Below are 21839 nucleotides of genomic sequence, written 5' to 3'. Positions count from 1 at the left end.
GTTACGGGGAGCCAACTGTTATGGTCTTTTAGCGCCAGACTGTTACTTTTTTCAGCCTGATGGCTCCCCTAAAATTGGCAGACACCCTGTATTGTCAACTCTCATGAAGGCAAAAAATGACCGAGATACAGCGCCTGCTTACCGCCACCATCGACGATCTTAACCTCCGCGAAAAGCGCGACAATCGCCCACGCTTTAGCATTAGCTTTATTCGCAAACATCCTGGACTGTTTGTCGCCATGTATGCCGCCTGGCTGGCGACGCTTATTGTAATGCTGACATCCGAAACGCTGGTGGACTCCGTCTGGCTGCTGGTTGTACTGTTTGTCGTCTTTAACGCCTTTTTCTTTTTCGACGTGAATCCGCGCTACCGTTACGAAGATATCGACGTGCTCGATTTCCGGGTCTGCTACAACGGCGAATGGTACAACACGCGTTTCGTGCCAGCGGAACTGATCGAAAACATCCTGCATTCTCCGGCGGTTGAAGCCGGGCAAAAAGAGAAACTGCAGAAAATGGTCTCCACCAAAGGACAGCTCTCTTTCTATGATGTCTTTAGCCTTTCCCGCCCCGCTGCTGCGTGATGAGCGCCTGCAGACGTCGGATCCCCGAGGCAAACTGAGAAGCAGAGGTATTGCCGTAACCTAAAACCAGACCGGTTTGCCCCTGCTTCGCCTCCAGGTAGTACCCGCTCAGTGCAGCGGGTGCCAGTTGAAACGCCCTCGCCTGCTCCACCAGTTTCTGGTCATCAATATTGTCTATCGCCAGCGTCAGATGCATCCCGCCTTCACCGGCCAGAATACGGTGCGGCGCATGAAGCTCTGCGCCCAGCACCTCCCGCAGTTGGCGATAGCGTTTACGGTAGAGCCGACGCATGGCGGCAAGATGGCGAGCGTAATGACCGTCCTCAATGAACAGCGCCAGCGTGCGCTGTTCGGCACGGTGCCCACCGCGCAACAGCGAGCCGATGGCCGGGCGAGCCGCTTTCGCCAGCGCTGGCGGTAACACCATAAATCCCATCCGGAGCGACGGAAACAGCGTTTTACTGAACGTCCCCAGATACACAACGGGCGCATTGTTGACCATTCCCAGCATCGCCGGTACGGGCTCACCGGCATAACGGAACTCGCTGTCGTAATCATCTTCAATGATCCACGCGTTGTGCTGCCCGGCCAGTTCCAGCAGCGCCAGCCGCCGCCGCGCGCTGAGCACGCTCCCGTAAGGGAACTGGTGCGAAGGTGAGGTAAAAATCAGTGAGGGTGCAGGCGCATCCAGCCCTTCCCAGCACATTCCCTCGTCATCAACCGGTATTCCCGTCATTGCCAGGCCTGTTTTAACAAACGCGCTTTTTGCCCCGCTATAGCCGGGGTTTTCTACCCAGGCGATATCCCCCGGCTCGCTCAACAGCATCGTGCACAGGTTGACGCCTTCAAGCGCACCTTCGGTTATCACAATCTGGCTGGCGTCGCAGTCAATGCCGCGGGACAGGGCAAGATGTCGGGCAATCGCGGCCCGCAGCGACGGCTCGCCGACCGGGTCGCCATACCCTAGCAGAGCATTTCCCTCCTCCCGCATCACGCGATCGTACAGTCGCCGCCACAGCGGCAGCGGAAAATAGTTGATGGCCGGCGTGCCTGGGGTAAACGCCAGAACAGGCGTGTCCCGGGGCACTGGCGCAGGTAGCAGCCCGACCCGTTTTGCGAGCGTGATGGCAGGGTCCGGCATTGTCCGGGTGACGGAACGGTGAGCTAACTGTGCCACCCGCGTTCCCTGGCGATTACGCTGCAAATACCCTTCGAGAGTGAGCTGGTCCAGCGCCGCATTGACGGTATTCCGGGAAAGGGAGAGCTGCTGGGCAAGCGTTCGCGAACCGGAAAGCTGGCTGCCGGATCGTAGCCTTCCGCACAGTATGGCCTCCCGCAGAGCAAGGTAGAGCGCGCGCTGGAGCGTCTCTTCTCCGCGTGTTTTCAGGGCTGCGTGGAGCAAGGTATAAAATTCATCACCCGGTATATTCATCTCGCCTCCTCGTGGAACCATAAAAACATAGCGCAGTGGTTCTTTTTAAGGAACCAGCAATTCACTAGTCTGAAGCTCTTTTCAACGTCACGGAAATTAAGATGAAGACATTCAATCAGTTCGGACAGCCGGTGGGCGAAGCGCTTACCGACTGGCAACCCCGCCAGCACCCGTCCCGGGTGGTCCTTCAGGGTCACTATTGTCGGCTTGAGCCGCTGCGCGTGGAGCATGCCCAGGCGCTGTTCTCTGCGTATTCCCTGGCCGAAGATACCCGCAGCTGGACGTGGCTACTGCGTGAACCCGATGCCACCGCAGAGGAGTTTGCCGAATGGGTGGCGAGCGTAAGTGAGTTATCCGATCCCATCCACTTTACCGTGATGGATAACCGGACTCAGTCCCCCGTTGGAACGCTGTCCCTGATGCGGATCGATCCTAAAAACGGGGTCGTGGAAGTGGGGCACGTTCACTTCTCTCCCCTGTTAAGCCGCACGCCCATGTCGACAGAGGCGCAATATCTGCTGATGCAGTATGTGTTCGATACCCTGGGCTACCGGCGTTATGAGTGGAAGTGCAATAGCCTGAACGAACCTTCTCGCAAAGCCGCCCTGCGCCTGGGTTTTCAGTTTGAGGGGCGCTTTCGCCAGGCGCTGGTGATAAAAGGCCACAACCGGGATACCGACTGGTTTTCGATTCTCGATAAAGAGTGGCCGACGCTGGCGAACGCCTTTGAACGCTGGCTTGCCACCGACAATTTTACTGCCGATGGCAAACAGAAAAGATCCCTGGAAAGCTGGCGAGAAACGCGCGTCTAGCGTCTTTTTTTACGTCCCTGAACCGCCTTAAAGCGCGGATTGGATTTGCAAATCACGTATAAGCGTCCCTTGCGTTTGACTATCTGGCAATCCGGGTGACGCTGCTTTGCACTGCGTAATGAGTTAAGTACCTGCATGGTTAGCCCCGCTTCGCATTGAGAAAGCCGCCAAAACGCTTGCGGAAGCGCGCTGCGCTACCGTCCGTGGAGAACGTTTTCTGCTTACCGGTATAAAACGGGTGCGATTTTGAAGAAACCTCGATGGTGATATACGGATATGTTTCACCGTCGAGTTCAATTTCGCGGTCGGTCTTAATGGTTGAGCCAACCTTGAAGTATTCATTCGCGCTGGTGTCGTGGAAGACCACGGTGCGATAGGCTGGATGGATATTGGGTTTCATCGTTAATCCTTTATGTTTTGTTATAACATAACAAAATAATATCCAGGACAAGTTCTAAAAACAACCCCTTCCTTCTGACGATATTTTCTGGTTTACCTGAGATAAAATGAAAACCAGGCCAGCCACGTGCTATAACTATATCATTTCGCGGTAAAATCTTTCTCTTCAGGCAGGGAACTCAGTGCTCAGGAACGGGTATACGAGGAAGGACACGACAGCATGAAAACCCGACATCTGGTCAGTCTGGTGACTGGCGTACTTATCTTTTCCGTGCTGGTCCCCATTTGCCTGAGCATCTGGCTGGCCCATCGCCAGGCGGAAGATAAATTTGTCGATGCGCTGGAAAACTATGCCTCACGCGTGCTGATACGCACCGACAAGGTCGTGGATCAGGCGAAAGAAGCGCTTAATCATCTGCAGGCCTTTGAGGGCGTGCCGTGCAGCCCGTTGCAGTTAAGGGAGATGCGACGGGTCGCTTTTTCGTGGCGATACGTTCAGGAAGTGATTTATATCGACAACCTCAGGCCGCTCTGCTCCTCTCTTGAGCAAACCAGCCATGCGGCCCCTTTCCCCCCGCCGATGCGCATTACCGAAGACGGTTACAGCGCATGGCTGACCACGCAAAACGATCTTGGGTTTCATCGCTACATGGCGGTGCTGGGGCAAGGTCATTACCTTGTCCTGGTCGATCCGGCCTCACTGGTGGATGTCATCCCTTTCGGCGAGATAGCGATTGATGCAGCCCTTGTTGGAAGCACAACACACCGTATCTTCGCCAGCAGCAATACACTCGATCCGCATATCCGTGACATGATCAAAGGTCAGGAGATGACCAGCATACAGTACGACGGTTCAATGTACGTTATGAAGCCTGTACCTGAACTGGGATTTACCGTTGTCGCATGGGCTACGCTCAAACCGCTGGCGGAAACCTGGCACCGGCAGCTGCTTTTATGGCTCCCCTTCGGCGTCCTGATAAGCCTGCTTGCCGCGCTCTTTGTCCTGCGGATACTGCGTCGCATTCAGTCGCCGCGCAACCGCCTGCTTGACGCCATTAACAGCCGCGATTTTGTGGTTCACTATCAGCCCATCGTGGCGCTGTGTAGCGGAAAAATTGTCGGCGCAGAAGCGCTGACGCGCTGGCCGCAGCCGGACGGAAGCAGCCTCTCGCCTGATATTTTTATTCCTCTTGCTGAGCAAACCGGGCTTATCTCCCAGCTGACGCAGCTCGTTATCGAAAAAGTGTTCGAGGATATGGGCAACTGGCTGCACCTTCACCCCGATCAGCATATCTCCATCAACCTCGCGCCCGCCGATTTAACCTCCGGCACGCTGCCGCCGCTGCTGAGTCACTTGCTGAACAAATGGAAGGTCCACCCGAGCCAAATCGCCCTTGAGGTCACCGAGCGCGGCTTTGCCGATCCCAAAATCAGCGCGCCGGCTATCGCCGCCTTCCGCCGTTCGGGGCACCCTGTCTATATAGATGATTTTGGTACGGGCTATTCCAGCCTGAGCTATCTGCAGGATCTGGATGTCGACACGCTAAAAATTGATAAATCGTTCGTGGATGCGCTGGAGTACAAAAACGTGACGCCGCACATTATTGAAATGGCGAAGTCGCTGCAGCTGGCGATGGTTGCGGAAGGCGTCGAGACCGCCGGGCAGCTCGCCTGGCTGCACCAGCACGGCGTGCAGTACGGACAGGGCTGGTACTACAGCAAAGCGCTGCCGAAAATGGAATTTATCCTTTGGGCAGAGAATAACCTCGGCACGCATTCTACTTAAGATAGGATTTGATCACCTGCAGCACCACGCCAAGATCGGCTTCACGCTGCGCTTCTTCAGGTTCTTTCACCACATGATCGGTTAAATGCCCTTCGATCACCTGCATCATCATGCCGTTGACCGCCCCGCGGATCGCCGCCAGCTGCTGTAACACCTCGGCGCATTCGTGATCGCTGTTGAGCATTTTCTCCAGGGCATGACTCTGCCCCTGAATTTTCTTCAGGCGAGTCAGTAACATTTTCTTATCGCGAACGGTATGCGACATCTCTCTATCCCTTATTTTTGGCTTTTAAAGCATAACACGCTCTACTCCCCCTGAGTATTTTTCTACTGGGGGGTAGTATTAGACTACTGGGGGGGAGTAGTATTTGCAGACATTTTCCACGCCGGAATCCCCCATGACCGATTTTGCTTCACTCCTGCAGCAGGGTAATGCCTGGCTGTTTGTTCCCAGCGCTATCCTGCTTGGCGCGCTGCATGGCCTGGAACCGGGCCACTCAAAGACCATGATGGCCGCTTTTATCGTGGCCATCCGCGGCACGCTGAAACAGGCGGTACTGCTAGGCCTGGCGGCCACGCTCTCCCATACGGCGGTGGTCTGGCTCGTTGCTATGGCGGGATTATGGTTTGGTCGGGGCTGGGATGCGCATACGTCCGAACCCTGGTTCCAGCTGATCTCCGGGGTGTTGATCGTTGCGATCGCCCTGTGGATGGCGTGGCGAACCTGGAAAGAGAGCCAGCCACACGATCATCATCACGACCATGATCACCATGACCACCATCATGATCATCATCACCATGAACATTCGCTAATTGAAGAAGAGTGGCAGGACGCCCACCAGCGCGCGCACGCGCAGGATATTAACCGCCGTTTTAGCGGTCAAAACGTCACCACCGGACAGATCGTCATGTTTGGCCTGACCGGCGGGCTTATCCCCTGCCCGGCCTCCATCACCGTTCTGCTGATCTGCCTGCAGCTGAAGCATTTTGCCCTCGGCGCAACGCTGGTATTCAGCTTCAGTATTGGTCTGGCATTAACCCTGGTGGCTTCCGGCGCGATTGCCGCCTTGAGCCTCAAACATGCGACAAAACGCTGGCCCGGATTTAGCGAATTTTCCCGTAAAGCGCCGTGGATCTCCGCAGCGCTGATTACCGCGGTAGGGATTTATATGAGCCTGCACGGTCTGAGCGGCATTCTGAGGTAAGCGTGCGGCCACGCCGTGTGGCCGCCTCTCCTGGTCAGTTAAGGATTTTGCTGCCAGCTAAAGGTGTAGCGAAGCTGGCGTTTCTGCAGAATGAATTCCGGTGAAACGCTGGGGCTCCAGGAATCGTCGCCGCCCACGCCCATATGGAACGCATCGAGGTTGAGCCAGCACCCCGGCTCTTCCCACAGCAAATGGTGATGGGTTGTCTCCCGCAGCTGCTGCTGGCTGTAGCGGCTCACCGAGAAATGGAACCTGCCATTCAGCTGATGCGTTCCCTGCACAAGTTCGCGGGTATCGCAGCGCAAACCATTTTCCGTCGGGAAGATATACGGCGTGTGCATCTCCGCCAGGGGTAATGTCCAGCGCCCCTGATGCGCCGCCAGCTTTCTGTCCGGGTAGTTTTCATGCGGCCCCAGCCCCAGCCAGGAAACATTTTCCGGCGTTTCGGCGAGATGAACGCTCAGGCCAATCCGTGCAGGTTCCGGAATATCAGACGCCATATCGACCTGAATATCGCCGTGCAGAACGCCCCGATCGTCCACCCGCCAGACTTTACGGCTCAGGAACAGCGTTTTGCCATGATACTCCCCGACGTGAAGGGTGTTGACCACGACTTCGCCCGCATGCTGCTCTGCCTCACAGTACAGAACGCGCGAGGTGAAATTGTACATGCCCGCCGCTTTCCAGCGTTCAACCCAGGCATTCGGATCGATCCTCGTCGCTTCACTCACGCCAATATCATTGTCCAGCGGCGCACGGCTGACGTTATCCGTCAAAGGTGACATCAGCGTTTCCACGCCATTTCGCCACCATTGGGTCAGGTTTCCGGATGCGCGATCGAACTGCCAGCGCTGTTGACCATGCACGATCTCCAGGATGCGATCGCTTTGCGTTAACACCGGCGGCTCGCCCGCCGGGAATGACGGAGCAATAAAGAGTGGAGCGGGAAGCGGCCACTGATCCCACGCGCAGCGGTGGTCTGCTGGTGACCACGGCGTTGCCCGCGGCTGGCGTACTTCAACATTCAGCCAGACTTCCCCCGGCTCGGCTTTCAATTCTGGCAGAGCGATCTCCAGACGCTGAGCGCCTCCAGGGGCTATCGCCAGCGTCACCTCGCCCGAAGCCAGCACCTCCCCGTCCCGGGCAACCGTCCAGATCAGCACTTCGTTATCGGTGTGGCGGAACAGGTAGCCGCTTTGCACCTCAATCACCAGCGGAGAGGTGCTAACCCGCGTAAAGGTAAAGAACTGCTGGGCGCGCTGCGCCTCGTACAGCGCCGGGTGCGGCGTGCGATCGGGGAACACCAGCCCGTTAAGACAGAACTGTCGATCGTTCGGCTTATCGCCAAAATCCCCGCCGTATGCCCAGAACGTATTGCCCTCTTCATCTTTCTTCGTCAGAGCCTGATCGACCCAGTCCCAGACAAATCCCCCCTGCAACCGAGGGTGGCTGCGAAACGCCTGCCAGTATTTCGCGAACCCGCCGAAGCTGTTCCCCATCGCGTGGGCGTATTCGCAGAGGATCAGCGGACGCGTTTCATCCGGCATGCCGATCCATTTTTTGATTGACCATTTAGGCACTGCCGGGAAGGGCTGATCCTGATCGACCCGGGCATACATCGGACAGACAATATCCGTCGCCGCCGTGTTCGCACCGCCGCCTTCATACTGTACCGGACGCGTCGGATCCGTGGATTTCACCCAGCGATACAGCGCGTCGTGGTTTGCACCGTGCCCGGACTCATTGCCCAGCGACCAGATGATAATTGAGGGATGATTACGATCGCGCTGCACCATACGGGTCACGCGCTCGCTCATGGCGGGCAGCCAGCGCGGATCGTCAGCAAGGCGGCTCATCGGCACCATGCCGTGGGTTTCGATATTGGCTTCGTCAACAACGTACAGCCCGTAGCGGTCGCAAAGCCGGTACCACAGCGGATGGTTCGGGTAGTGCGAGCAGCGCACGGCGTTGAAGTTGTGCTGCTTCATGATCTCGATATCGCGACGCATCGTCGCTTCGTCCATCACCTGGCCGTTTTCCGGATGATGCTCGTGCCGGTTAACCCCGCGGATCAACAGCGGTTTACCGTTGAGCTTCAGCAGGCCGTTGCTGATGTCAACCCGGCGGAAGCCGACATCGCAGGCTTCCGTCTCCAGCACGGTGCCCTGCGCATCCAAAAGCGCGATCGTCAGGCGATAGAGTTCCGGGGTTTCCGCACTCCATAACGCCGGGGCTGTAACCGGGATCGCCGCCGTTAACCGCTCGGCCCAGTTGCCGCGCTCGTCCACAATAGCAGAGCCTGGCCGTTGGGTGGTGCTGCCACAGCGTTCACCGTTGCGCCACAGCGTTATCGCCACGTCGCACTCCGCGTAGTCAGCGCCTGTCAACGCGACCTCGACTTTCAGCACCGCGCGGTCCAGCTCCGCATTCAGATCGGTGACCACATGATAATCCGCAATGTGCGTCTCCGGCTTATGCAGCAGGGAGACATCACGGAAAATGCCGCTCATGCGCCACATGTCCTGATCTTCCAGATAGCTGCCGTCGCACCAGCGCAAGACCATGACCGCCAGGCGGTTCTGCCCGGGGCGTAATGCCGCCGAGAGGTCAAACTCGGCGGGCAATCGACTGTCCTGGGAATAGCCTATCCACTGCCCGTTGCACCACAGATGGAACGCCGAGTTCACGCCATCAAAAATAATTCGGGTTTGCCCGCTCTGAAACCAGGCGTCATCCACGTCGAATGTGAGCGAGTAACAACCGGTCGGGTTTTCCTGCGGCACAAAAGGCGGGTTGACGGGGATCGGGTAGGTGACATTGGTATAGATGGGCGTGTCGAACCCCTGCATCTGCCAGTTAGACGGCACGGGCATCGCAATGGCATCCGCGCAATCTTCTGTTACCCATGCCTGAGGAACCTGCTCCGGCGCTGAAAAGTAGCTAAACCGCCAGATCCCGTTGAGGGAGCGCCTGCTGAGGGAACCAGCGTCATCTCTGGCAGAAGATTCATTACGCCAGCTGTGCAACGGCGCGTGTGCGGCCAGACGGTTCCACTGGGTAACGCCGGGGTTTTCCCAGTCCCGACGGGCCAGGATGTCGCTGAGGGTCAGCGAAGATGTATGAGACATATCAACCTCTTTGCGAAGCGCTCACAATTTTGGTTAACATGCCCTGGCACTCTGCGACGGTAAAGCGCCCAATCGCAGGGTAGCGAGTCCGATCACAAAGTTTTATTTGCGGGCAAGCTGCTCGGCAAGCAAGGCCATGCTTCTGAGCTGCTGCGCCAGATCCTCGCGTTCGGCCTGCTGCGGCGCGCGGCGCGCGGTGGAATGACGGGTAACCAGCGTCACCGGCAGCTGAACCTGCCAGCACGTCTCGCCTTCGGTGGGGGCCAGCAGCCACTCCACGCTGCGCTCGCCCGCCTCGCGAAACGCCTGCCGAATGGTCGTCAGCGGCGGAGAAAACCAGGCGCTGTCAGCCGTATCGTCGAACCCAACCACCGATATCTGGCCCGGAACCGCTACCCCTTTTTCCGCGCAGGCGCGCATCACCCCGAGCGCCATTTGATCGTTCGCCACCAGAATGGCATCCGGCAATGCGCTACCTGACAGCAGCACATGCCCTTTCTCATAACCGCTGGCCGCGCTCCAGTCACCGCAGGCCACCGCAGCGGCTTCAAGCCCCGCCCGGGCCAGAGCCGCTTTCCATCCTGCCAGACGCGCCCGAGCAGAGACCGAGCTCTCCGGCCCGCTCAGCAGTGCAATGCGCTGATGTCCCAGAGAAAGCAGATGCTCAACGCCCAGAAGCGCCCCCTGCTCTGCGTCAAACACGAGGCTGTTTACCTGCGCTGAGGAGGATACATCGAGGAACAGCACTGGAACAGGCGACGCCAGTGCCCTGAGCGCCTCGGCGTCAGAATCGTCGAGCGGCACATTCACCAGCAGCGCGTCCACCCGCTGCGCCAGTAGCGCCTGAAGTGCGGCCTGACACTGCTGCGGTTGCTCCACCATGGAAATGAGGACGCTCGCCCCTTTTTCGGCCGCACGTGATTTTACCGCCGACACAATTTGCGAGGGCGCATGCAGGGCAAGATCGGTGGTGATGAGTCCCAGCGTGCGGGTGCGTTTACCCGCCAGCTGCTGTGCCCGCAGGTTAGGCACGTAGTGCAGTTCTGCCATCGCCTGCTGCACCTTTTCCCGCGTGCGGGCAGAGACATGCTCCGCGTCGTTAATGACGCGAGAGACGGTCTGATAAGAAACCCCCGCAAGGAGGGCGACATCATAGAGAGTGATCGCTTTCATGCATTGTGGCATCACGTGAGTCGAGGCCCATTATTGTGGCACAGCGACGCCGTTAAAACATGTGAGCGCTTCGCAAAATTAGACAACCCGCTCCGGCTGCACGATTTCAGCAACGCGCGGCTTCTGGCGGAACCAGGGCAGACAGAGCTGGATAAGCGGGCCAATGGTCAGGGCATACAGTACGGTTCCCACCCCAAACGTGCCGCCAAGCACGCACCCAATCAGCAGGACGGACACCTCAATGGAGGTGCGCACGCTGCGAATGGACCACCCCAGACGGGCATGAATGCCGGTCATCAGGCCGTCGCGTGGGCCAGGACCAAAACCTGCGCCAATGTACATGCTGGTCGCAATCGCGTTCATCACGATACCCGACACCAGGAAAGCGATGCGAACAGGTAACGAATCCAGTTCCGGAATAAGCGCCATGCTGGCGTCCGCCGCCAGACCGATACAAATCACGTTGCTGATGGTGCCCAGGCCCGGCATCTGGCGCAGGGGGATCCACAGCAGCAGCACCGCAGCGCCGGTCACAATGATCACCGTCCCGATCGTCATCCCCAGCTGCATCCCCACCCCAAGGTGAAAAACATCCCAGGGATCGACACCCAAATCGGAACGAATAAACATTGCGGTGGAAAGGCCATACAGTCCTAAACCGACATAGAGTTGTAGCAGACGACGTACCATTTTTATCTTCTCCAGTGAACCAGGCTTTCATCCTGACCTAAAATGGCACTATGATTAATGTCCAGTTTTCAAATAGTGGACTGCATATGTCATCACGTCGGTTCGGAAGCCAGTCTCTGGTACGCCTTTTAGGCCACTGGCAGCAAGCCTCATCCCGTACCCCGCTCTGGCGACAGCTGGCCGACGCGCTGCGTCTGTTAATCCTTGATGGACGTCTGGCGCTGAATACACGGCTACCGGGCGAGCGTGAGCTGGCCTCCGCGTTGGACGTGAGCCGAACCACCATCAGCAGCGCCCTCGCCCATCTGCGCGAGGAGGGTTATCTTGAAAGCCGCCACGGCAGCGGGTCACGCGTGCTCCTCCCGGATACGCGCGCCGTTCCCACCCTTTCAGCGGCAAGTGCCGCACTGGATCTTTCCACTGCTGCCCTCAATGCCGGGCCGGAGATCCATCAGGCTTATGCCCATGCGCTCACGGCCATTACGCAGCACCTCTCGCTGACGGGCTACGATCAGCTTGGGCTGCCCACGCTGCGGGAGGCCATCGCTGCGCGCTATACCGCGCGGGGTCTTCCTACCCGGGCAGACGAAGTGATGGTGGTCAATGGCGCCGTCAGCGGCTTTGCGCTGGTGCTGCGGATGATGACCGGGCCGGGGGATCGCGTCGTGGTCGATCACCCCACCTATCCGCTGGCGATTGCCGCCATTCAGGGAGCGCAGTGTCGGCCCGTGGGGGTGTCGCTGCCGGAAACCGGCTGGGATACGGATGGCTTTGCGGCAACGCTTGCCCAGACGGCACCTCGCCTGGCGTATCTGATGCCTGATTTTCATAACCCCACCGGGCGCTGTATGGATATCGCGACCCGTCGGGCCATCACGGATATTGCTGCCCAAACCCGCACGGCGCTGGTGGTGGATGAAACAATGGTGGATCTCTGGTTTGACGCGCCTCCCCCGCCACCGCTGGCCGCTTTTAACCCGCAGGCCACCGTCATCACCTTAGGTTCTGCCGGAAAAAGCTTCTGGGGAGGGCTGCGCCTTGGCTGGATCCGCGCCTCCTCGCGCACGATCGCCACGCTTGCCCAGACGCGGGATACTCTGGATTTAGGCTCGCCGCTGCTGGAACAGCTGGCGATGCTGTGGCTCATTAACAACAGCGAGACGTTTCTGCCCGCGCGCCGGAAGATGCTGGCGGAACGACGCGATCGATGCGGTGAACTGTTGCGCGAACATTTCCCGGACTGGAAATTCCATGAAGCGGAAGGCGGGCTCTCTTACTGGATTGAGCTGCCGGGCATGCTGGCGACACAGCTTGCCGCGCGGGCTGAAATTCTGGGGATCAATCTGGGAACCGGTACGCGGTTTGGTTTATCTGGCGCATTTGACCGCTATTTACGGATGCCCTTCTCGCTCGAATCGACAGAGCTTGAACAGGCGTTGCTGAGGATCAAACCGCTATGGCTCGCCCTGAATAAAAACGTGCCATCGTTAAAACGCAGCGTGATCTAATATTAAAATTTTTGAAGCAGATCATAAAAAATAAAAACTGCTGACTGTCACGGATACAGTCAGCAGTTTTCACCAGCCAAGAGTTAATGCTGAGCAGGAATAGGAAAACCTTTCAGTGAAATAACGAAGTTTTCACCGTCTTTCTTTATTTTTGCGCCGGTATCACACCAGTCAGACGCAATACGAAAGAACTCATCACTTCCGACATTCCAGCCAAGACGTACATGCTTCACGTAGCCTGAACGCAACAGATCGCAGGCCTCTTTGTAGTCACTGGCAGTTGACAGTTGTTGTTTCATTTTCTCTTCTTCAGAAGTTTGCGTAGAGCTTTGATTTCTTTAGGAGTAAAAGGAGAAACACTCTCTTCTTCCGTGTGCTGATTATCAATATCCTCTTCCGATACTCCCGCCTCTTCTACTGCTTCGAACGCCAGCAGCAGCAGTTTCTCTGTCGTCACGCTTAAATTCTCGTTATTCACTTCCGCATAGTGGCGAAGTCTTTCTTTCAGCGCATCATCAATCTTAACGTTTAATACCGCTGTAGCCATGTTTGTCACTTCCCTTCGGAATAAGTACTTTATTTAATACACGAAGTTAACAATGTTATCCAGATATATATTTTTTTGAGTTATGGAACAAAATAACCGTCCAATTATAAAATGACAGTCTATTATTACAGGTTTATGACAATAATATTTCAGTGGGATGAAATATATATTACACGATATAGGCATAATATTATTGCGGGATAGCGGTTTAAAGGGAGAGGTGAAGCAGGAAGATCTTATGAGGGCAGAAATGGGTGGGGGCCCTGCCAGCTACATCCCGGCACACACGTCGTCTGCCCTGGCTGCTTCCTTCCGGACCTGACCTGGTGAACAGAGTAGCGTTGCGGGAGAACCAACAGAGCCCCCATTGAGAGCGTTGATAACCAACGCGCTGGCGCATTATCCCTGTGCGAGGGCCCAATTGCAAGCCGCCAGGAACCGGATGCTGGTTTCTTGCGCAAACAGACGCAGCAATCATGAAGATCCTGGTTTACCATAGCTTTCCAGAAACTCCCCACAGGTGAAGGTATGGACGAACACGACTCCTTTCCACAGCGCGTATGGCAAATCGTTGCCTCAATTCCGGAAGGCTATGTCACCACCTATGGTGATGTCGCACGCCTGGCCGGTTCACCGCGCGCGGCGCGACAGGTTGGAGGCGTCCTGAAACGGCTGCCGGAAGGCAGTACGTTGCCCTGGCATCGGGTAGTGAATCGTCATGGCACCATTTCGCTCACCGGGCCGGATCTCCAGCGTCAGCGCCAGGCGTTACTTTCAGAGGGGGTGCAGGTGTCAGGGTCGGGTCAGATCGATTTGCAGAAATTTCGCTGGGAATATTGACCCCTCTCCCGAAGGAGAGGGGGATACACATTACATCTGAGTCGGTGGGGTTGGCAGGGACGGCTGATTGGTCTGCGGCGCGACCGGCACTTCGGTCTGCTGCACAGGCACCAGGTTCAGGTCGATTTTGGTCCCACCGTTGTTAATCGCTTCCTGGACCGTATCGGTAATGAAGACCAGCTTACCGTTAATGGTTACCGCTGCGCTCAGCAGGATACGGGCATTAGGCTGCACGTCCGACGGGTTATACGGCAACACGAAGCTAAACGGCGCCTGCTTGCCTTCAGTACGAACGGCACGCTGAGCCACGACTTTCGACGGTGCGTCGGCCAGGGAAGCATCAGACAGCGTCACGGTTAATACCGCATCCGGCGGCAGCGCAACTCTCTGTTTAATCCAGATGGTACCGGAAACGTTAGGCTGCTGAATGGATTGCTGCGAAAGGGTATTAATCCCGTTCGGGTCTGCTGCTGGCACTGGCACCTGGGCGCTCTTACCGGCACAGGCGGACAACGCCACCGCAATAGCTACACCACTTAGCATGGGCACGAGTTTCATTGAAGTCTCCTTATCAATGCACCAGCGGGATCGATCCCATCCGATGTCGTTTCAATCACATAACGTAGTTAAGTGTGGCACAACTCACTGATTAATGCCTGAAATCATCCTGATATTCAGATTATTCTACCCATCGGACCACTTTCATTTCTGCGTTATACTCAGCCTATCTTTCGCTACGGCGTTTATTGAGGACAACTATGAGTCAGGCACTGAACAATCTGCTGACATTACTGAATCTGGAAAAAATTGAGGAAGGACTCTTTCGCGGACAGAGCGAAGATCTCGGCTTACGCCAGGTCTTCGGGGGGCAAGTCGTTGGACAAGCGCTGTACGCTGCAAAGGAGACTGTCCCGGCAGACCGTCTGGTGCATTCTTTCCACAGCTACTTCTTACGCCCTGGCGATAGCGCGAAACCGATCGTGTATGACGTTGAGGTCCTGAGAGACGGCAACAGCTTCAGCGCGCGCCGCGTCGCGGCCATTCAGAACGGCAAGCCGATCTTTTACATGACCGCCTCTTTCCAGGCGCCGGAACCCGGGTATGAACACCAGAAAGTGATGCCGCCGGCACCCGCGCCAGACGATCTCAAATCGGAAACGGATATCGCCCGTGCGCTGGCGCATCTGCTTCCGCCGCAGGTCAAAGAGAAGTTTCTCTGCGATAAACCGCTGGAGATCCGCCCGGTTGAGTTCCACAACCCGATGAAGGGCCACACCGCCGAGCCAAAGCGCCAGGTGTGGATCCGGGCTAACGGCACCGTGCCGGAAGATTTCCGCGTGCATCAGTATCTGCTGGGCTACGCGTCTGACTTCAACTTCCTGCCGGTGGCGCTGCAGCCGCACGGCGTCGGCTTCCTCGAAAAAGGGATGCAGGTCGCGACGATCGATCACTCGATGTGGTTCCACCGTCCCTTCAACATGAATGAGTGGCTGCTCTACAGCGTGGAGAGTACGTCGGCGTCGAGCGCTCGCGGGTTTGTGCGTGGGGAGTTTTATACCCAGGACGGCGTGCTGGTCGCTTCAACGGTGCAGGAAGGGGTAATGCGTAATCGCGGGTGATTATGTGCGGCCTGATGCCCTCACCCTGACCCTCTCCCACGGGGAGAGGGAACAAACACTAAAAACGGCAACCTCAGGTTGCCGTTTTGCTGTTTATTACGCGTTATACGCATTCTCGCCGTGGCTGTTGACGTCCAGACCTTCGCGTTCCTGCTCTTCAGGGACACGCAGACCGACGGTCATATCCGCCAGTTTGTAGCCAATGAAAGCGACAACGGCAGACCACACCACGGTGATAGCAATACTTTCCAGCTGCACCAGAAGCTGGTGAACCATGGTGACGCCTTCAGCGTAGCCCACACCACCCAGCGATTTCGCCGCGAAGATACCGGTCATGATACAGCCGACGATACCGCACACGCCGTGGACGCCAAATACGTCGCAAGGGTCATCCACGCGCAGCAGACGTTTCAGTGCGGTCACGCCCCACAGCCCCGCCAGACCGGACACCAGGCCGACCAGCAGCGCACCGCCCACACCGACATAACCACACGCAGGCGTGATGCCAACCAGACCGGCAATGGCACCCGAACAGGCACCCAGCAGAGAAGGTTTACCGCGTACCGCCCACTCGCCAAATACCCAGGAGAGGATTGCACCCGCCGTGGCCACAACGGTGTTCACGAAGGCCAGCGCGGCGATTTCGTTTGCTGCACTCGCTGAGCCGGCGTTGAAGCCAAACCAGCCAAAGTAGAGGATAGCCGTACCGGTAAAGACCATCGGCAGGTTGTGCGGTTTAAACGCTTCTTTACCGAAGCCCACGCGTTTGCCAATCAGGTAGGCACCCACCAGACCCGCTACCGCGGCGTTGATGTGAACAACGGTACCGCCCGCAAAGTCCAGCGCACCGTGCGTTGCCAGCAGACCGCCACCCCAGACCATGTGCGCAATCGGCACATAGGAGAGCGTCAGCCAGACCACCACGAAGATCAGGACCGCAGAGAAACGAATACGCTCGGCGAGCGCGCCCACAATCAGCCCGACGGTAATACAGGCGAATGAGCCCTGGAACGCAACGTGGATATACTGATAGAAGCTGCCCATCAGCGCGGTCAGCTCAATATTTTTCAGCATCACCCAGTCGAAGTTACCAAAGAACGCGTTGCCCGTGCCGAACGCCAGCGAGTAACCGTAAACCACCCACAGCACGCAGACCAGTGCGAACGTCACGGCAACCTGCGTCAGCATGGAGAGAACGTTTTTGCCACGGATCAGGCCGCCGTAGAACAGCGCAATGCCCGGAATGGACATGAACAGCACCAGCGCGGTGCTGATCATCATAAAGGCGTTATCGGCTTTGTCGACCACCGCAGGGGTAGCAGCCAGCGCCAGGCCCGGCAGCAGTGCCAGCGAACCCAGACCCGTTTTAAGTGTTGCTATCTTCATTTTCTCGATCCCTATCACTGTGTGCCAGGCGTTAATTACAGAGCCGCTTCGTCAGATTCGCCGGTACGAATGCGAATGACGCGCTGCAGTTCGGCAACGAAAATTTTGCCGTCGCCAATTTTGCCGGTATAGGCCGCTTTGCTAATGACATCAATGACTTCGTCAAGCTGATCGTCAGCAATCGCAACATCAATTTTTACTTTTGGCAGAAAGTTAACGCTGTATTCCGCCCCGCGATAAAGCTCGGCATGACCCTTCTGACGACCAAAGCCTTTCACTTCGGTGACAGTCAGTCCCTGAATACCCATTGAAGACAATGCTTCGCGCACGTCTTCGAGTTTGAATGGTTTGATTACAACCGTAACCAGCTTCATAGATCCCCTCCAGTCAGAATTCGGTAATGGCCGCAGCTTACGCAGAAGGTATTGCAAGGGGTGTGCCAGAAATGAAAACGAAGGGGAACAACGGTGTGATGAGCGTTACACGGTTCTGTTAAACGCCCGGGTGAAAAAAACGCACCATGCCGGTGCAGGGTGCGTTTCAGTTTTGCACCAACAGGAATGACTGTTAGCGCGCCGCCTCATTTTAGTGCATCAGGCGCTAAGCGACTCTTCATCACGCACGCTGGCGGCCAGCTCTTCGCCCGCCAGCTGCAGCTGGTACATCTGCCAGTAGCGCCCTTTTGCTTCCAGCAGCTCGCGGTGCGTACCGCGCTCAACGGCCTGTCCGCGATGCAGCACCAGAATGGTATCCGCATCGACGACGGTGGAAAGGCGGTGGGCAATCACCACCAGCGTCGTATGATCGCGTACCGCGGCCAGCGCCTGCTGGATAGCCTGCTCGGTGCCGGAGTCAATACTGGCCGTCGCTTCATCCAGAATCAGTATCTGCGGCGTTTCAATCAGCACCCGCGCCAGTGCCAGAAGCTGCTTTTGCCCGACAGAGAGATTGTTCCCCTGCTCGCCCAGCTTCGTGTTGATCCCGTCGCTGAACCCGCGCGCCAGCTCTGCCAGCTGCACTTTTTCCAGCACGTCCCAGACCTGCTCCTGGGTGTAGTCTCGCCCCAGGGTCACGTTGGCGTAGAAGGTATCGGCCAGAACGACCGGATCCTGCTGCACCATCGCAACGCCTTTGCGTAACACGGTGTGGCTGAGAGACGCAAGCGGGCGTCCGTCGAGGCGGATTTCACCTTGCGTGACCGGGTAATAGCCCATCAACAGGCTGGCAAGCGTGCTCTTACCACTGCCGGTATGCCCCACCAGCGCCACAAAACCGCGCGACGGAACGTCAAGCGTGATGTCCTGCAACACCAGGCGGTCTTCGCGATAGGCAAACGAGACGTTATCAAAGGTGATAGCCCCGCTTTGCAGAGGTCGCTCATCATTGCCGTAGGCCTGACGCGGCCTGTCCATCAGCTCAAAGACGCGCTCACCGGCGACGACCGCCTGTTGCAGCATCGATTGCTGCGTAGTGAGCTCGATCAGCGGCTCGTTGAGGCGTCCCAGATAGCTAATAAAAGCATACAGCACGCCCACTTCAATCGTACCGTTTGAGCTCAGGCCAAAGAGCATCAGCAGCCCACACAGCACCAGCGCCGAGAAAAGGCTCAGCAGCGGTCGCAGCAGGAAACCGTCCAGGCGCAGCGTCTGCATACGCGCCATATAGTGCGAACGGCTGGCTTCGCCCATGCGTTCGCCAAAGCGCGCCTGCTGGCGGAACTGCTGGATGACGCTCATGCCGTTGATCACTTCGTTGAAGCCATCATTGATGTCGGCCAGGTAAGCGCGCACCCGACGCACAATCGGCGTGCTGTAGCGCTGGTAAATCACCATAACAATCAGCACCGCCGGGAAGATGGTGATCGCCACCAGCGCCATGCGCCAGTCGAGGCTGAACATCGCCACCAGCATCGCGCCAATCAGCGCCGCGCTGCGTAATACCGTCGCAACCACGGTGACGTACAGATCGCGGATCACCTCGGTATCGTTGGTCACGCGCGATATCACCTGCCCGACTGGCTGGATATCAAACTCGCTGAGCGGCTGGCGAAGCGCCGCGTCCATCACGTCCGTACGCAGCTGCTGTACAACGCCAACGGCTGCACGGTTAAACAGCAGCGACTGAGCATAGTGCAACCCTGCCGCCGTCAGCTGTAAGCCGACGTAGGCCACGCCTAAACCCGCCACCAGACCCAGCGGTAGATAGCTTTTGGCGACCATGTTGTCGATAAAATAGCTGATGAGCAGCGGACCGCTCACCTCGGCAATTGCTGCAATCCAGAGCAAAAGCACGGCCACCGAGAGCGGTTTACGCCACGGTGAGCCGTAGGCCAGCAGACGTTTAAGCGTCGGCCACATCGTTCCGAGCTTACGCATTGGCGGCCTCCTCATCCTGCTCCGGCGCATCGTCCAGCGCCGCTTCAAGCTGTTGATAGCGGTACATATCGCGATACCAGCCCGGCTGCTCGGCCAGCGTTTCATGCTGCCCGCGCTGGGCAATGTGCCCGTGTTGTAAGACCAGAATTTCGCTGGCTTCGGTGAGCGCTGACAAACGGTGGGCGCTGATAATCACCGTGCGTCCGTCGCCCCACTGGCGCAGGTTATGCAGGATTTCGTGCTCGGTACGGCCATCCACGGCAGAAAGCGCATCATCCAGGATCAGGATTTCCGCATTCAGCAGCAGCGCGCGGGCAATGGAGATACGCTGTTTTTGTCCCCCGGACAGCATGACGCCGCGTTCCCCAACTTCCGTTTCGTAGCCCTGCGGCAGACGCAAAATATCCTCATGTACACTGGCCAAACGCGCCACATGTTCAATCTCTTCCTGCGTCGCCGACGGACGTCCAAGGGCTATGTTGTTCGCCACGGTGTCCGAAAATAAAAACGGCGTCTGGCTGACAACCGCCAGACGGCCACGCCATTCATCAAGCAATAGCCTGGTCAGGGGAATATCGTGGAAGCGGATATCACCCTCGGTGACGTCAAAGTGGCGCTGGAGCAGCGACAGCACGGTACTTTTGCCGGATCCCGTCGGGCCGCAGATGCCCAGCATCTGGCCCGGCTGTAGGGTAAAGCTGACGTTCTCCAGTACCGGATTCTCCGTATGCGGATAGATAAACTGCCGGACGTCGACGGTCATGACGCCGCGCCCTTCCGGTACCGCGTCGCTGCCGTCAACGACCACAGGCGCTTCGGCCAGCATGGCGCGAATGCGGCTATAGGCGGCACTGCCGCGCTCCACGATGTTAAACATCCAGGCCAGCGCCAGCATCGGCCAGATCATGAGCCCCAGATACATCGCAAAGCTGGTTAATTGCCCCAGGGTCAACGTGCCCTGCACCACCATCCAGCTGCCGCCGCCAATCGCCAAAAGGTTCGCCATGCCAATCGCGATATAGATCGTCGGGTCGAAGCGGGCGTCAATACGCGCAACGCGCATGTTTTTCGCTCCCGTGTCCGCCGCATCGGCCGCAAACAGCGCAGATTGCCGGTCTTCCAGGCCAAACGCTTTGATCATGCGAATGCTGGTCATGCTCTCCTGGGTGCGATCGTTCAGAGACGAAAACGCCGCCTGCGCCAGCTTAAAGCGCTCGTGCAGCTGTTCACCATAGCGATTGATCGCCAGCGCCATGATCGGCATCGGCAGAAGAGCGAGCAGGGTCAACTGCCAGCTGATCTGCGTGGACATCACGATCAGCACCGCACAGCCCATCACCAGCGAGTCCACCAGCGTCAATACCCCTTCCCCGGCAGCAAAGACCACACGATCGACGTCGTTAGTGGCGCGGGCGATGAGATCCCCGGTACGGTGGCGCAGATAAAATTCAGGATGCTGTCGGCTCAGCTGGCGGTAAAAATCTTCACGCAGCTCCACGGCCAGCTGATAGGACGCACCAAACAGCAGCACGCGCCAGACGTAGCGCAACAGATAAACAATGACCGCCGTCAGCACCAGCGTGCCGACCCACATCAACACCCGTGCGGTGGTGTAATGCTGTTCGGTGACGCCATCCACGACGTACCCCACCACTTTCGGCGGGATCAGCTGCAGGATGGCAATGATAATAAGCAGGGCTACTGCACCGAGGTAGCGTTGCCACTCCCGACGAAAGTACCAGCTTAATTGGGCAAATAATCGCACGCAGTTTGTTCCTGAAGGTATTTTACGAAGTTATTCAATAGGTAATGCTGTGGTGTATTTAATCTGTTCCATGGCGAAACTTGAGGTGACGTCCGACAAACCGGGTACGCTGTTCACCAGCCGCTTGTAGAAATCATCATAGCGCTTCATGTCGGCCACCTGGACGCGCATCAGGTAATCGTACTCGCCGGCCATGCGCCAGAAACCGAGCACCTCGGGCATCTCAGACACCTGAGTGACGAAGCGGCAATACCACTCGCTGCTGTGATGCTGGGTTTTAATCAACACAAATGCCGTCAACCCAAGCCCCAGTTTTTCAGGATCTAATAACGCGACGCGCCCCAGAAGAATGCCGTCATCTTCCAGCTTCTTAAGACGCTTCCAGCACGGGGTGGTGGTCAGATTAACGGCATCTGCCAGCGCCTGCAAAGAGAGGGTACAGTCATTTTGCAGCAATGAAAGGAGCTTGCGGTCAATTTTATCTAGCATACCCACCTCACAGAGAAAATTTTTCTCCCTTCATTCTATTTTAAAGGCCAGATAGCAACAATTTTTTCTGTGCTTTTCGCTATGCTAGGCACAAAATGACA

The 21839-nt window shown here is 57.3% G+C and carries 22 protein-coding genes and 1 other RNA gene; 7 read left to right on the top strand and 16 right to left on the bottom strand.

Annotated elements, in window-relative coordinates:
- The first annotated feature begins 116 nt into the window (after window positions 1–116).
- Window positions 117–584 (top strand): YlaC family protein, encoded by a 468-nt coding sequence (locus tag ACMGG5_RS10920; RefSeq protein ID WP_024906844.1) that lies wholly within the window; start codon window positions 117–119, stop codon window positions 582–584.
- Here ACMGG5_RS10920 and ACMGG5_RS10915 read toward each other — a convergent pair.
- The gene (locus ACMGG5_RS10915; RefSeq protein ID WP_420277837.1) at window positions 556–2016 is read right to left on the bottom strand and encodes a PLP-dependent aminotransferase family protein; all 1461 of its coding nucleotides are present in this window, start codon (window positions 2014–2016) and stop codon (window positions 556–558) included. The two genes, ACMGG5_RS10920 and ACMGG5_RS10915, sit on opposite strands and share 29 nt — an antisense overlap.
- A 101-nt stretch (window positions 2017–2117) precedes the next feature.
- On the opposite strand from ACMGG5_RS10915, the gene ACMGG5_RS10910 reads away from it, so the two are divergent.
- Complete coding sequence (locus tag ACMGG5_RS10910) at window positions 2118–2828, top strand: GNAT family N-acetyltransferase (RefSeq protein WP_420277836.1); 711 nt, start codon at window positions 2118–2120, stop codon at window positions 2826–2828.
- Here the strand turns inward: ACMGG5_RS10910 and ykgO are convergent.
- The gene (gene ykgO, locus ACMGG5_RS10905; RefSeq protein ID WP_003859006.1) at window positions 2825–2965 is read right to left on the bottom strand and encodes a type B 50S ribosomal protein L36; all 141 of its coding nucleotides are present in this window, start codon (window positions 2963–2965) and stop codon (window positions 2825–2827) included. The two genes, ACMGG5_RS10910 and ykgO, sit on opposite strands and share 4 nt — an antisense overlap.
- A gap of 2 nt (window positions 2966–2967) precedes the next feature.
- Window positions 2968–3228: a type B 50S ribosomal protein L31 gene (locus ACMGG5_RS10900; protein ID WP_006176933.1), complete on the bottom strand. Its 261-nt coding sequence runs from the start codon at window positions 3226–3228 to the stop codon at window positions 2968–2970.
- A 219-nt stretch (window positions 3229–3447) separates the two neighbouring features.
- Between ACMGG5_RS10900 and ACMGG5_RS10895 the strand changes: the two genes are divergently transcribed.
- On the top strand, window positions 3448–5013 hold the full coding sequence (locus ACMGG5_RS10895) for an EAL domain-containing protein (protein ID WP_032646180.1): 1566 nt from the start codon (window positions 3448–3450) through the stop codon (window positions 5011–5013).
- On the opposite strand, the gene ACMGG5_RS10890 is transcribed toward ACMGG5_RS10895, so the two are convergent.
- Complete coding sequence (locus ACMGG5_RS10890; protein ID WP_032646179.1) at window positions 5006–5278, bottom strand: metal/formaldehyde-sensitive transcriptional repressor; 273 nt, start codon at window positions 5276–5278, stop codon at window positions 5006–5008. The genes ACMGG5_RS10895 and ACMGG5_RS10890 overlap by 8 nt on opposite strands.
- Window positions 5279–5411: 133 nt before the next feature.
- Between ACMGG5_RS10890 and ACMGG5_RS10885 the strand changes: the two genes are divergently transcribed.
- Window positions 5412–6218: a nickel/cobalt efflux protein RcnA gene (locus ACMGG5_RS10885; RefSeq protein WP_290094535.1), complete on the top strand. Its 807-nt coding sequence runs from the start codon at window positions 5412–5414 to the stop codon at window positions 6216–6218.
- 38 nt (window positions 6219–6256) lie between these two features.
- Here the strand turns inward: ACMGG5_RS10885 and ACMGG5_RS10880 are convergent, their stop codons facing one another.
- The 3 genes from ACMGG5_RS10880 to ACMGG5_RS10870 form a co-directional block, all read right to left on the bottom strand.
- Window positions 6257–9346, bottom strand: a complete 3090-nt coding sequence (locus tag ACMGG5_RS10880) for a beta-galactosidase (protein WP_420277835.1) — start codon at window positions 9344–9346, stop codon at window positions 6257–6259.
- A gap of 102 nt (window positions 9347–9448) precedes the next feature.
- A complete protein-coding gene (locus ACMGG5_RS10875) occupies window positions 9449–10519 on the bottom strand; it encodes a LacI family DNA-binding transcriptional regulator (protein WP_420277834.1) in 1071 nt (356 codons plus the stop codon).
- A gap of 78 nt (window positions 10520–10597) precedes the next feature.
- Window positions 10598–11209, bottom strand: a complete 612-nt coding sequence (locus tag ACMGG5_RS10870) for a YczE/YyaS/YitT family protein (RefSeq protein WP_032646175.1) — start codon at window positions 11207–11209, stop codon at window positions 10598–10600.
- 86 nt (window positions 11210–11295) lie between these two features.
- Here ACMGG5_RS10870 and ACMGG5_RS10865 point away from each other — a divergent pair, with 86 nt between their 5' ends.
- Window positions 11296–12717, top strand: a complete 1422-nt coding sequence (locus ACMGG5_RS10865; RefSeq protein ID WP_032646174.1) for a PLP-dependent aminotransferase family protein — start codon at window positions 11296–11298, stop codon at window positions 12715–12717.
- Between the two features lie 83 nt (window positions 12718–12800).
- Here ACMGG5_RS10865 and ACMGG5_RS10860 read toward each other — a convergent pair whose 3' ends face one another.
- From ACMGG5_RS10860 to ffs, 3 genes are all read right to left on the bottom strand, one after another.
- Window positions 12801–13016 (bottom strand): hypothetical protein, encoded by a 216-nt coding sequence (locus ACMGG5_RS10860; protein ID WP_008503298.1) that lies wholly within the window; start codon window positions 13014–13016, stop codon window positions 12801–12803.
- The gene (locus ACMGG5_RS10855; RefSeq protein ID WP_023310587.1) at window positions 13013–13264 is read right to left on the bottom strand and encodes a hypothetical protein; all 252 of its coding nucleotides are present in this window, start codon (window positions 13262–13264) and stop codon (window positions 13013–13015) included. The genes ACMGG5_RS10860 and ACMGG5_RS10855 overlap by 4 nt, the downstream gene beginning before the upstream one ends.
- A gap of 261 nt (window positions 13265–13525) precedes the next feature.
- An RNA gene (gene ffs, locus ACMGG5_RS10850) (signal recognition particle sRNA small type) lies at window positions 13526–13622 on the bottom strand.
- 170 nt (window positions 13623–13792) lie between these two features.
- Here ffs and ACMGG5_RS10845 point away from each other — a divergent pair.
- Complete coding sequence (locus tag ACMGG5_RS10845) at window positions 13793–14104, top strand: MGMT family protein (protein ID WP_061715865.1); 312 nt, start codon at window positions 13793–13795, stop codon at window positions 14102–14104.
- A gap of 30 nt (window positions 14105–14134) precedes the next feature.
- On the opposite strand, the gene ACMGG5_RS10840 is transcribed toward ACMGG5_RS10845, so the two are convergent.
- Window positions 14135–14662: a YbaY family lipoprotein gene (locus ACMGG5_RS10840; RefSeq protein ID WP_024906833.1), complete on the bottom strand. Its 528-nt coding sequence runs from the start codon at window positions 14660–14662 to the stop codon at window positions 14135–14137.
- Between the two features lie 200 nt (window positions 14663–14862).
- Between ACMGG5_RS10840 and tesB the strand changes: the two genes are divergently transcribed.
- Window positions 14863–15723 (top strand): acyl-CoA thioesterase II, encoded by an 861-nt coding sequence (gene tesB, locus ACMGG5_RS10835; RefSeq protein ID WP_024906832.1) that lies wholly within the window; start codon window positions 14863–14865, stop codon window positions 15721–15723.
- Between the two features lie 96 nt (window positions 15724–15819).
- On the opposite strand, the gene amtB is transcribed toward tesB, so the two are convergent.
- From amtB to ACMGG5_RS10810, 5 genes are all read right to left on the bottom strand, one after another.
- The gene (gene amtB, locus ACMGG5_RS10830; RefSeq protein ID WP_061715867.1) at window positions 15820–17109 is read right to left on the bottom strand and encodes an ammonium transporter AmtB; all 1290 of its coding nucleotides are present in this window, start codon (window positions 17107–17109) and stop codon (window positions 15820–15822) included.
- A gap of 35 nt (window positions 17110–17144) precedes the next feature.
- Window positions 17145–17483, bottom strand: coding sequence for a P-II family nitrogen regulator (gene glnK / locus ACMGG5_RS10825; protein WP_008503304.1), 339 nt, complete (start codon window positions 17481–17483; stop codon window positions 17145–17147).
- 219 nt (window positions 17484–17702) lie between these two features.
- The gene (locus ACMGG5_RS10820) at window positions 17703–19484 is read right to left on the bottom strand and encodes a SmdB family multidrug efflux ABC transporter permease/ATP-binding protein (RefSeq protein ID WP_024906830.1); all 1782 of its coding nucleotides are present in this window, start codon (window positions 19482–19484) and stop codon (window positions 17703–17705) included.
- Window positions 19477–21249 (bottom strand): SmdA family multidrug ABC transporter permease/ATP-binding protein, encoded by a 1773-nt coding sequence (locus ACMGG5_RS10815; RefSeq protein WP_148769736.1) that lies wholly within the window; start codon window positions 21247–21249, stop codon window positions 19477–19479. Before ACMGG5_RS10815 ends, ACMGG5_RS10820 begins: the two co-directional genes overlap by 8 nt.
- 30 nt (window positions 21250–21279) lie before the next feature.
- On the bottom strand, window positions 21280–21738 hold the full coding sequence (locus ACMGG5_RS10810; protein WP_023310581.1) for an Lrp/AsnC family transcriptional regulator: 459 nt from the start codon (window positions 21736–21738) through the stop codon (window positions 21280–21282).
- Window positions 21739–21839: the final 101 nt, after the last annotated feature.

Origin of the sequence: Enterobacter sp. BNK-34, assembly GCF_048684445.1 — a bacterium.
Taxonomy (GTDB): Bacteria; Pseudomonadota; Gammaproteobacteria; order Enterobacterales; family Enterobacteriaceae; genus Enterobacter; species Enterobacter pseudoroggenkampii.
Note: the sequence above shows the minus strand (reverse complement) of the source record. Positions and strands in the feature narration are given on the sequence as shown.

Excerpts from the sequence above, each read along its gene's own strand:
- ACMGG5_RS10920 (WP_024906844.1), top strand. The coding sequence starts at position 117 with ATGACCGAGATACAGCGCCTGCTTACCGCCACCATCGACGATCTTAAC.
- ACMGG5_RS10915 (WP_420277837.1), bottom strand. The coding sequence starts at position 2,016 with ATGAATATACCGGGTGATGAATTTTATACCTTGCTCCACGCAGCCCTG.
- ACMGG5_RS10910 (WP_420277836.1), top strand. The coding sequence starts at position 2,118 with ATGAAGACATTCAATCAGTTCGGACAGCCGGTGGGCGAAGCGCTTACC.
- ykgO (WP_003859006.1), bottom strand. The coding sequence starts at position 2,965 with ATGCAGGTACTTAACTCATTACGCAGTGCAAAGCAGCGTCACCCGGAT.
- ACMGG5_RS10900 (WP_006176933.1), bottom strand. The coding sequence starts at position 3,228 with ATGAAACCCAATATCCATCCAGCCTATCGCACCGTGGTCTTCCACGAC.
- ACMGG5_RS10895 (WP_032646180.1), top strand. The coding sequence starts at position 3,448 with ATGAAAACCCGACATCTGGTCAGTCTGGTGACTGGCGTACTTATCTTT.
- ACMGG5_RS10890 (WP_032646179.1), bottom strand. The coding sequence starts at position 5,278 with ATGTCGCATACCGTTCGCGATAAGAAAATGTTACTGACTCGCCTGAAG.
- ACMGG5_RS10885 (WP_290094535.1), top strand. The coding sequence starts at position 5,412 with ATGACCGATTTTGCTTCACTCCTGCAGCAGGGTAATGCCTGGCTGTTT.
- ACMGG5_RS10880 (WP_420277835.1), bottom strand. The coding sequence starts at position 9,346 with ATGTCTCATACATCTTCGCTGACCCTCAGCGACATCCTGGCCCGTCGG.
- ACMGG5_RS10875 (WP_420277834.1), bottom strand. The coding sequence starts at position 10,519 with ATGAAAGCGATCACTCTCTATGATGTCGCCCTCCTTGCGGGGGTTTCT.
- ACMGG5_RS10870 (WP_032646175.1), bottom strand. The coding sequence starts at position 11,209 with ATGGTACGTCGTCTGCTACAACTCTATGTCGGTTTAGGACTGTATGGC.
- ACMGG5_RS10865 (WP_032646174.1), top strand. The coding sequence starts at position 11,296 with ATGTCATCACGTCGGTTCGGAAGCCAGTCTCTGGTACGCCTTTTAGGC.
- ACMGG5_RS10860 (WP_008503298.1), bottom strand. The coding sequence starts at position 13,016 with ATGAAACAACAACTGTCAACTGCCAGTGACTACAAAGAGGCCTGCGAT.
- ACMGG5_RS10855 (WP_023310587.1), bottom strand. The coding sequence starts at position 13,264 with ATGGCTACAGCGGTATTAAACGTTAAGATTGATGATGCGCTGAAAGAA.
- ACMGG5_RS10845 (WP_061715865.1), top strand. The coding sequence starts at position 13,793 with ATGGACGAACACGACTCCTTTCCACAGCGCGTATGGCAAATCGTTGCC.
- ACMGG5_RS10840 (WP_024906833.1), bottom strand. The coding sequence starts at position 14,662 with ATGAAACTCGTGCCCATGCTAAGTGGTGTAGCTATTGCGGTGGCGTTG.
- tesB (WP_024906832.1), top strand. The coding sequence starts at position 14,863 with ATGAGTCAGGCACTGAACAATCTGCTGACATTACTGAATCTGGAAAAA.
- amtB (WP_061715867.1), bottom strand. The coding sequence starts at position 17,109 with ATGAAGATAGCAACACTTAAAACGGGTCTGGGTTCGCTGGCACTGCTG.
- glnK (WP_008503304.1), bottom strand. The coding sequence starts at position 17,483 with ATGAAGCTGGTTACGGTTGTAATCAAACCATTCAAACTCGAAGACGTG.
- ACMGG5_RS10820 (WP_024906830.1), bottom strand. The coding sequence starts at position 19,484 with ATGCGTAAGCTCGGAACGATGTGGCCGACGCTTAAACGTCTGCTGGCC.
- ACMGG5_RS10810 (WP_023310581.1), bottom strand. The coding sequence starts at position 21,738 with ATGCTAGATAAAATTGACCGCAAGCTCCTTTCATTGCTGCAAAATGAC.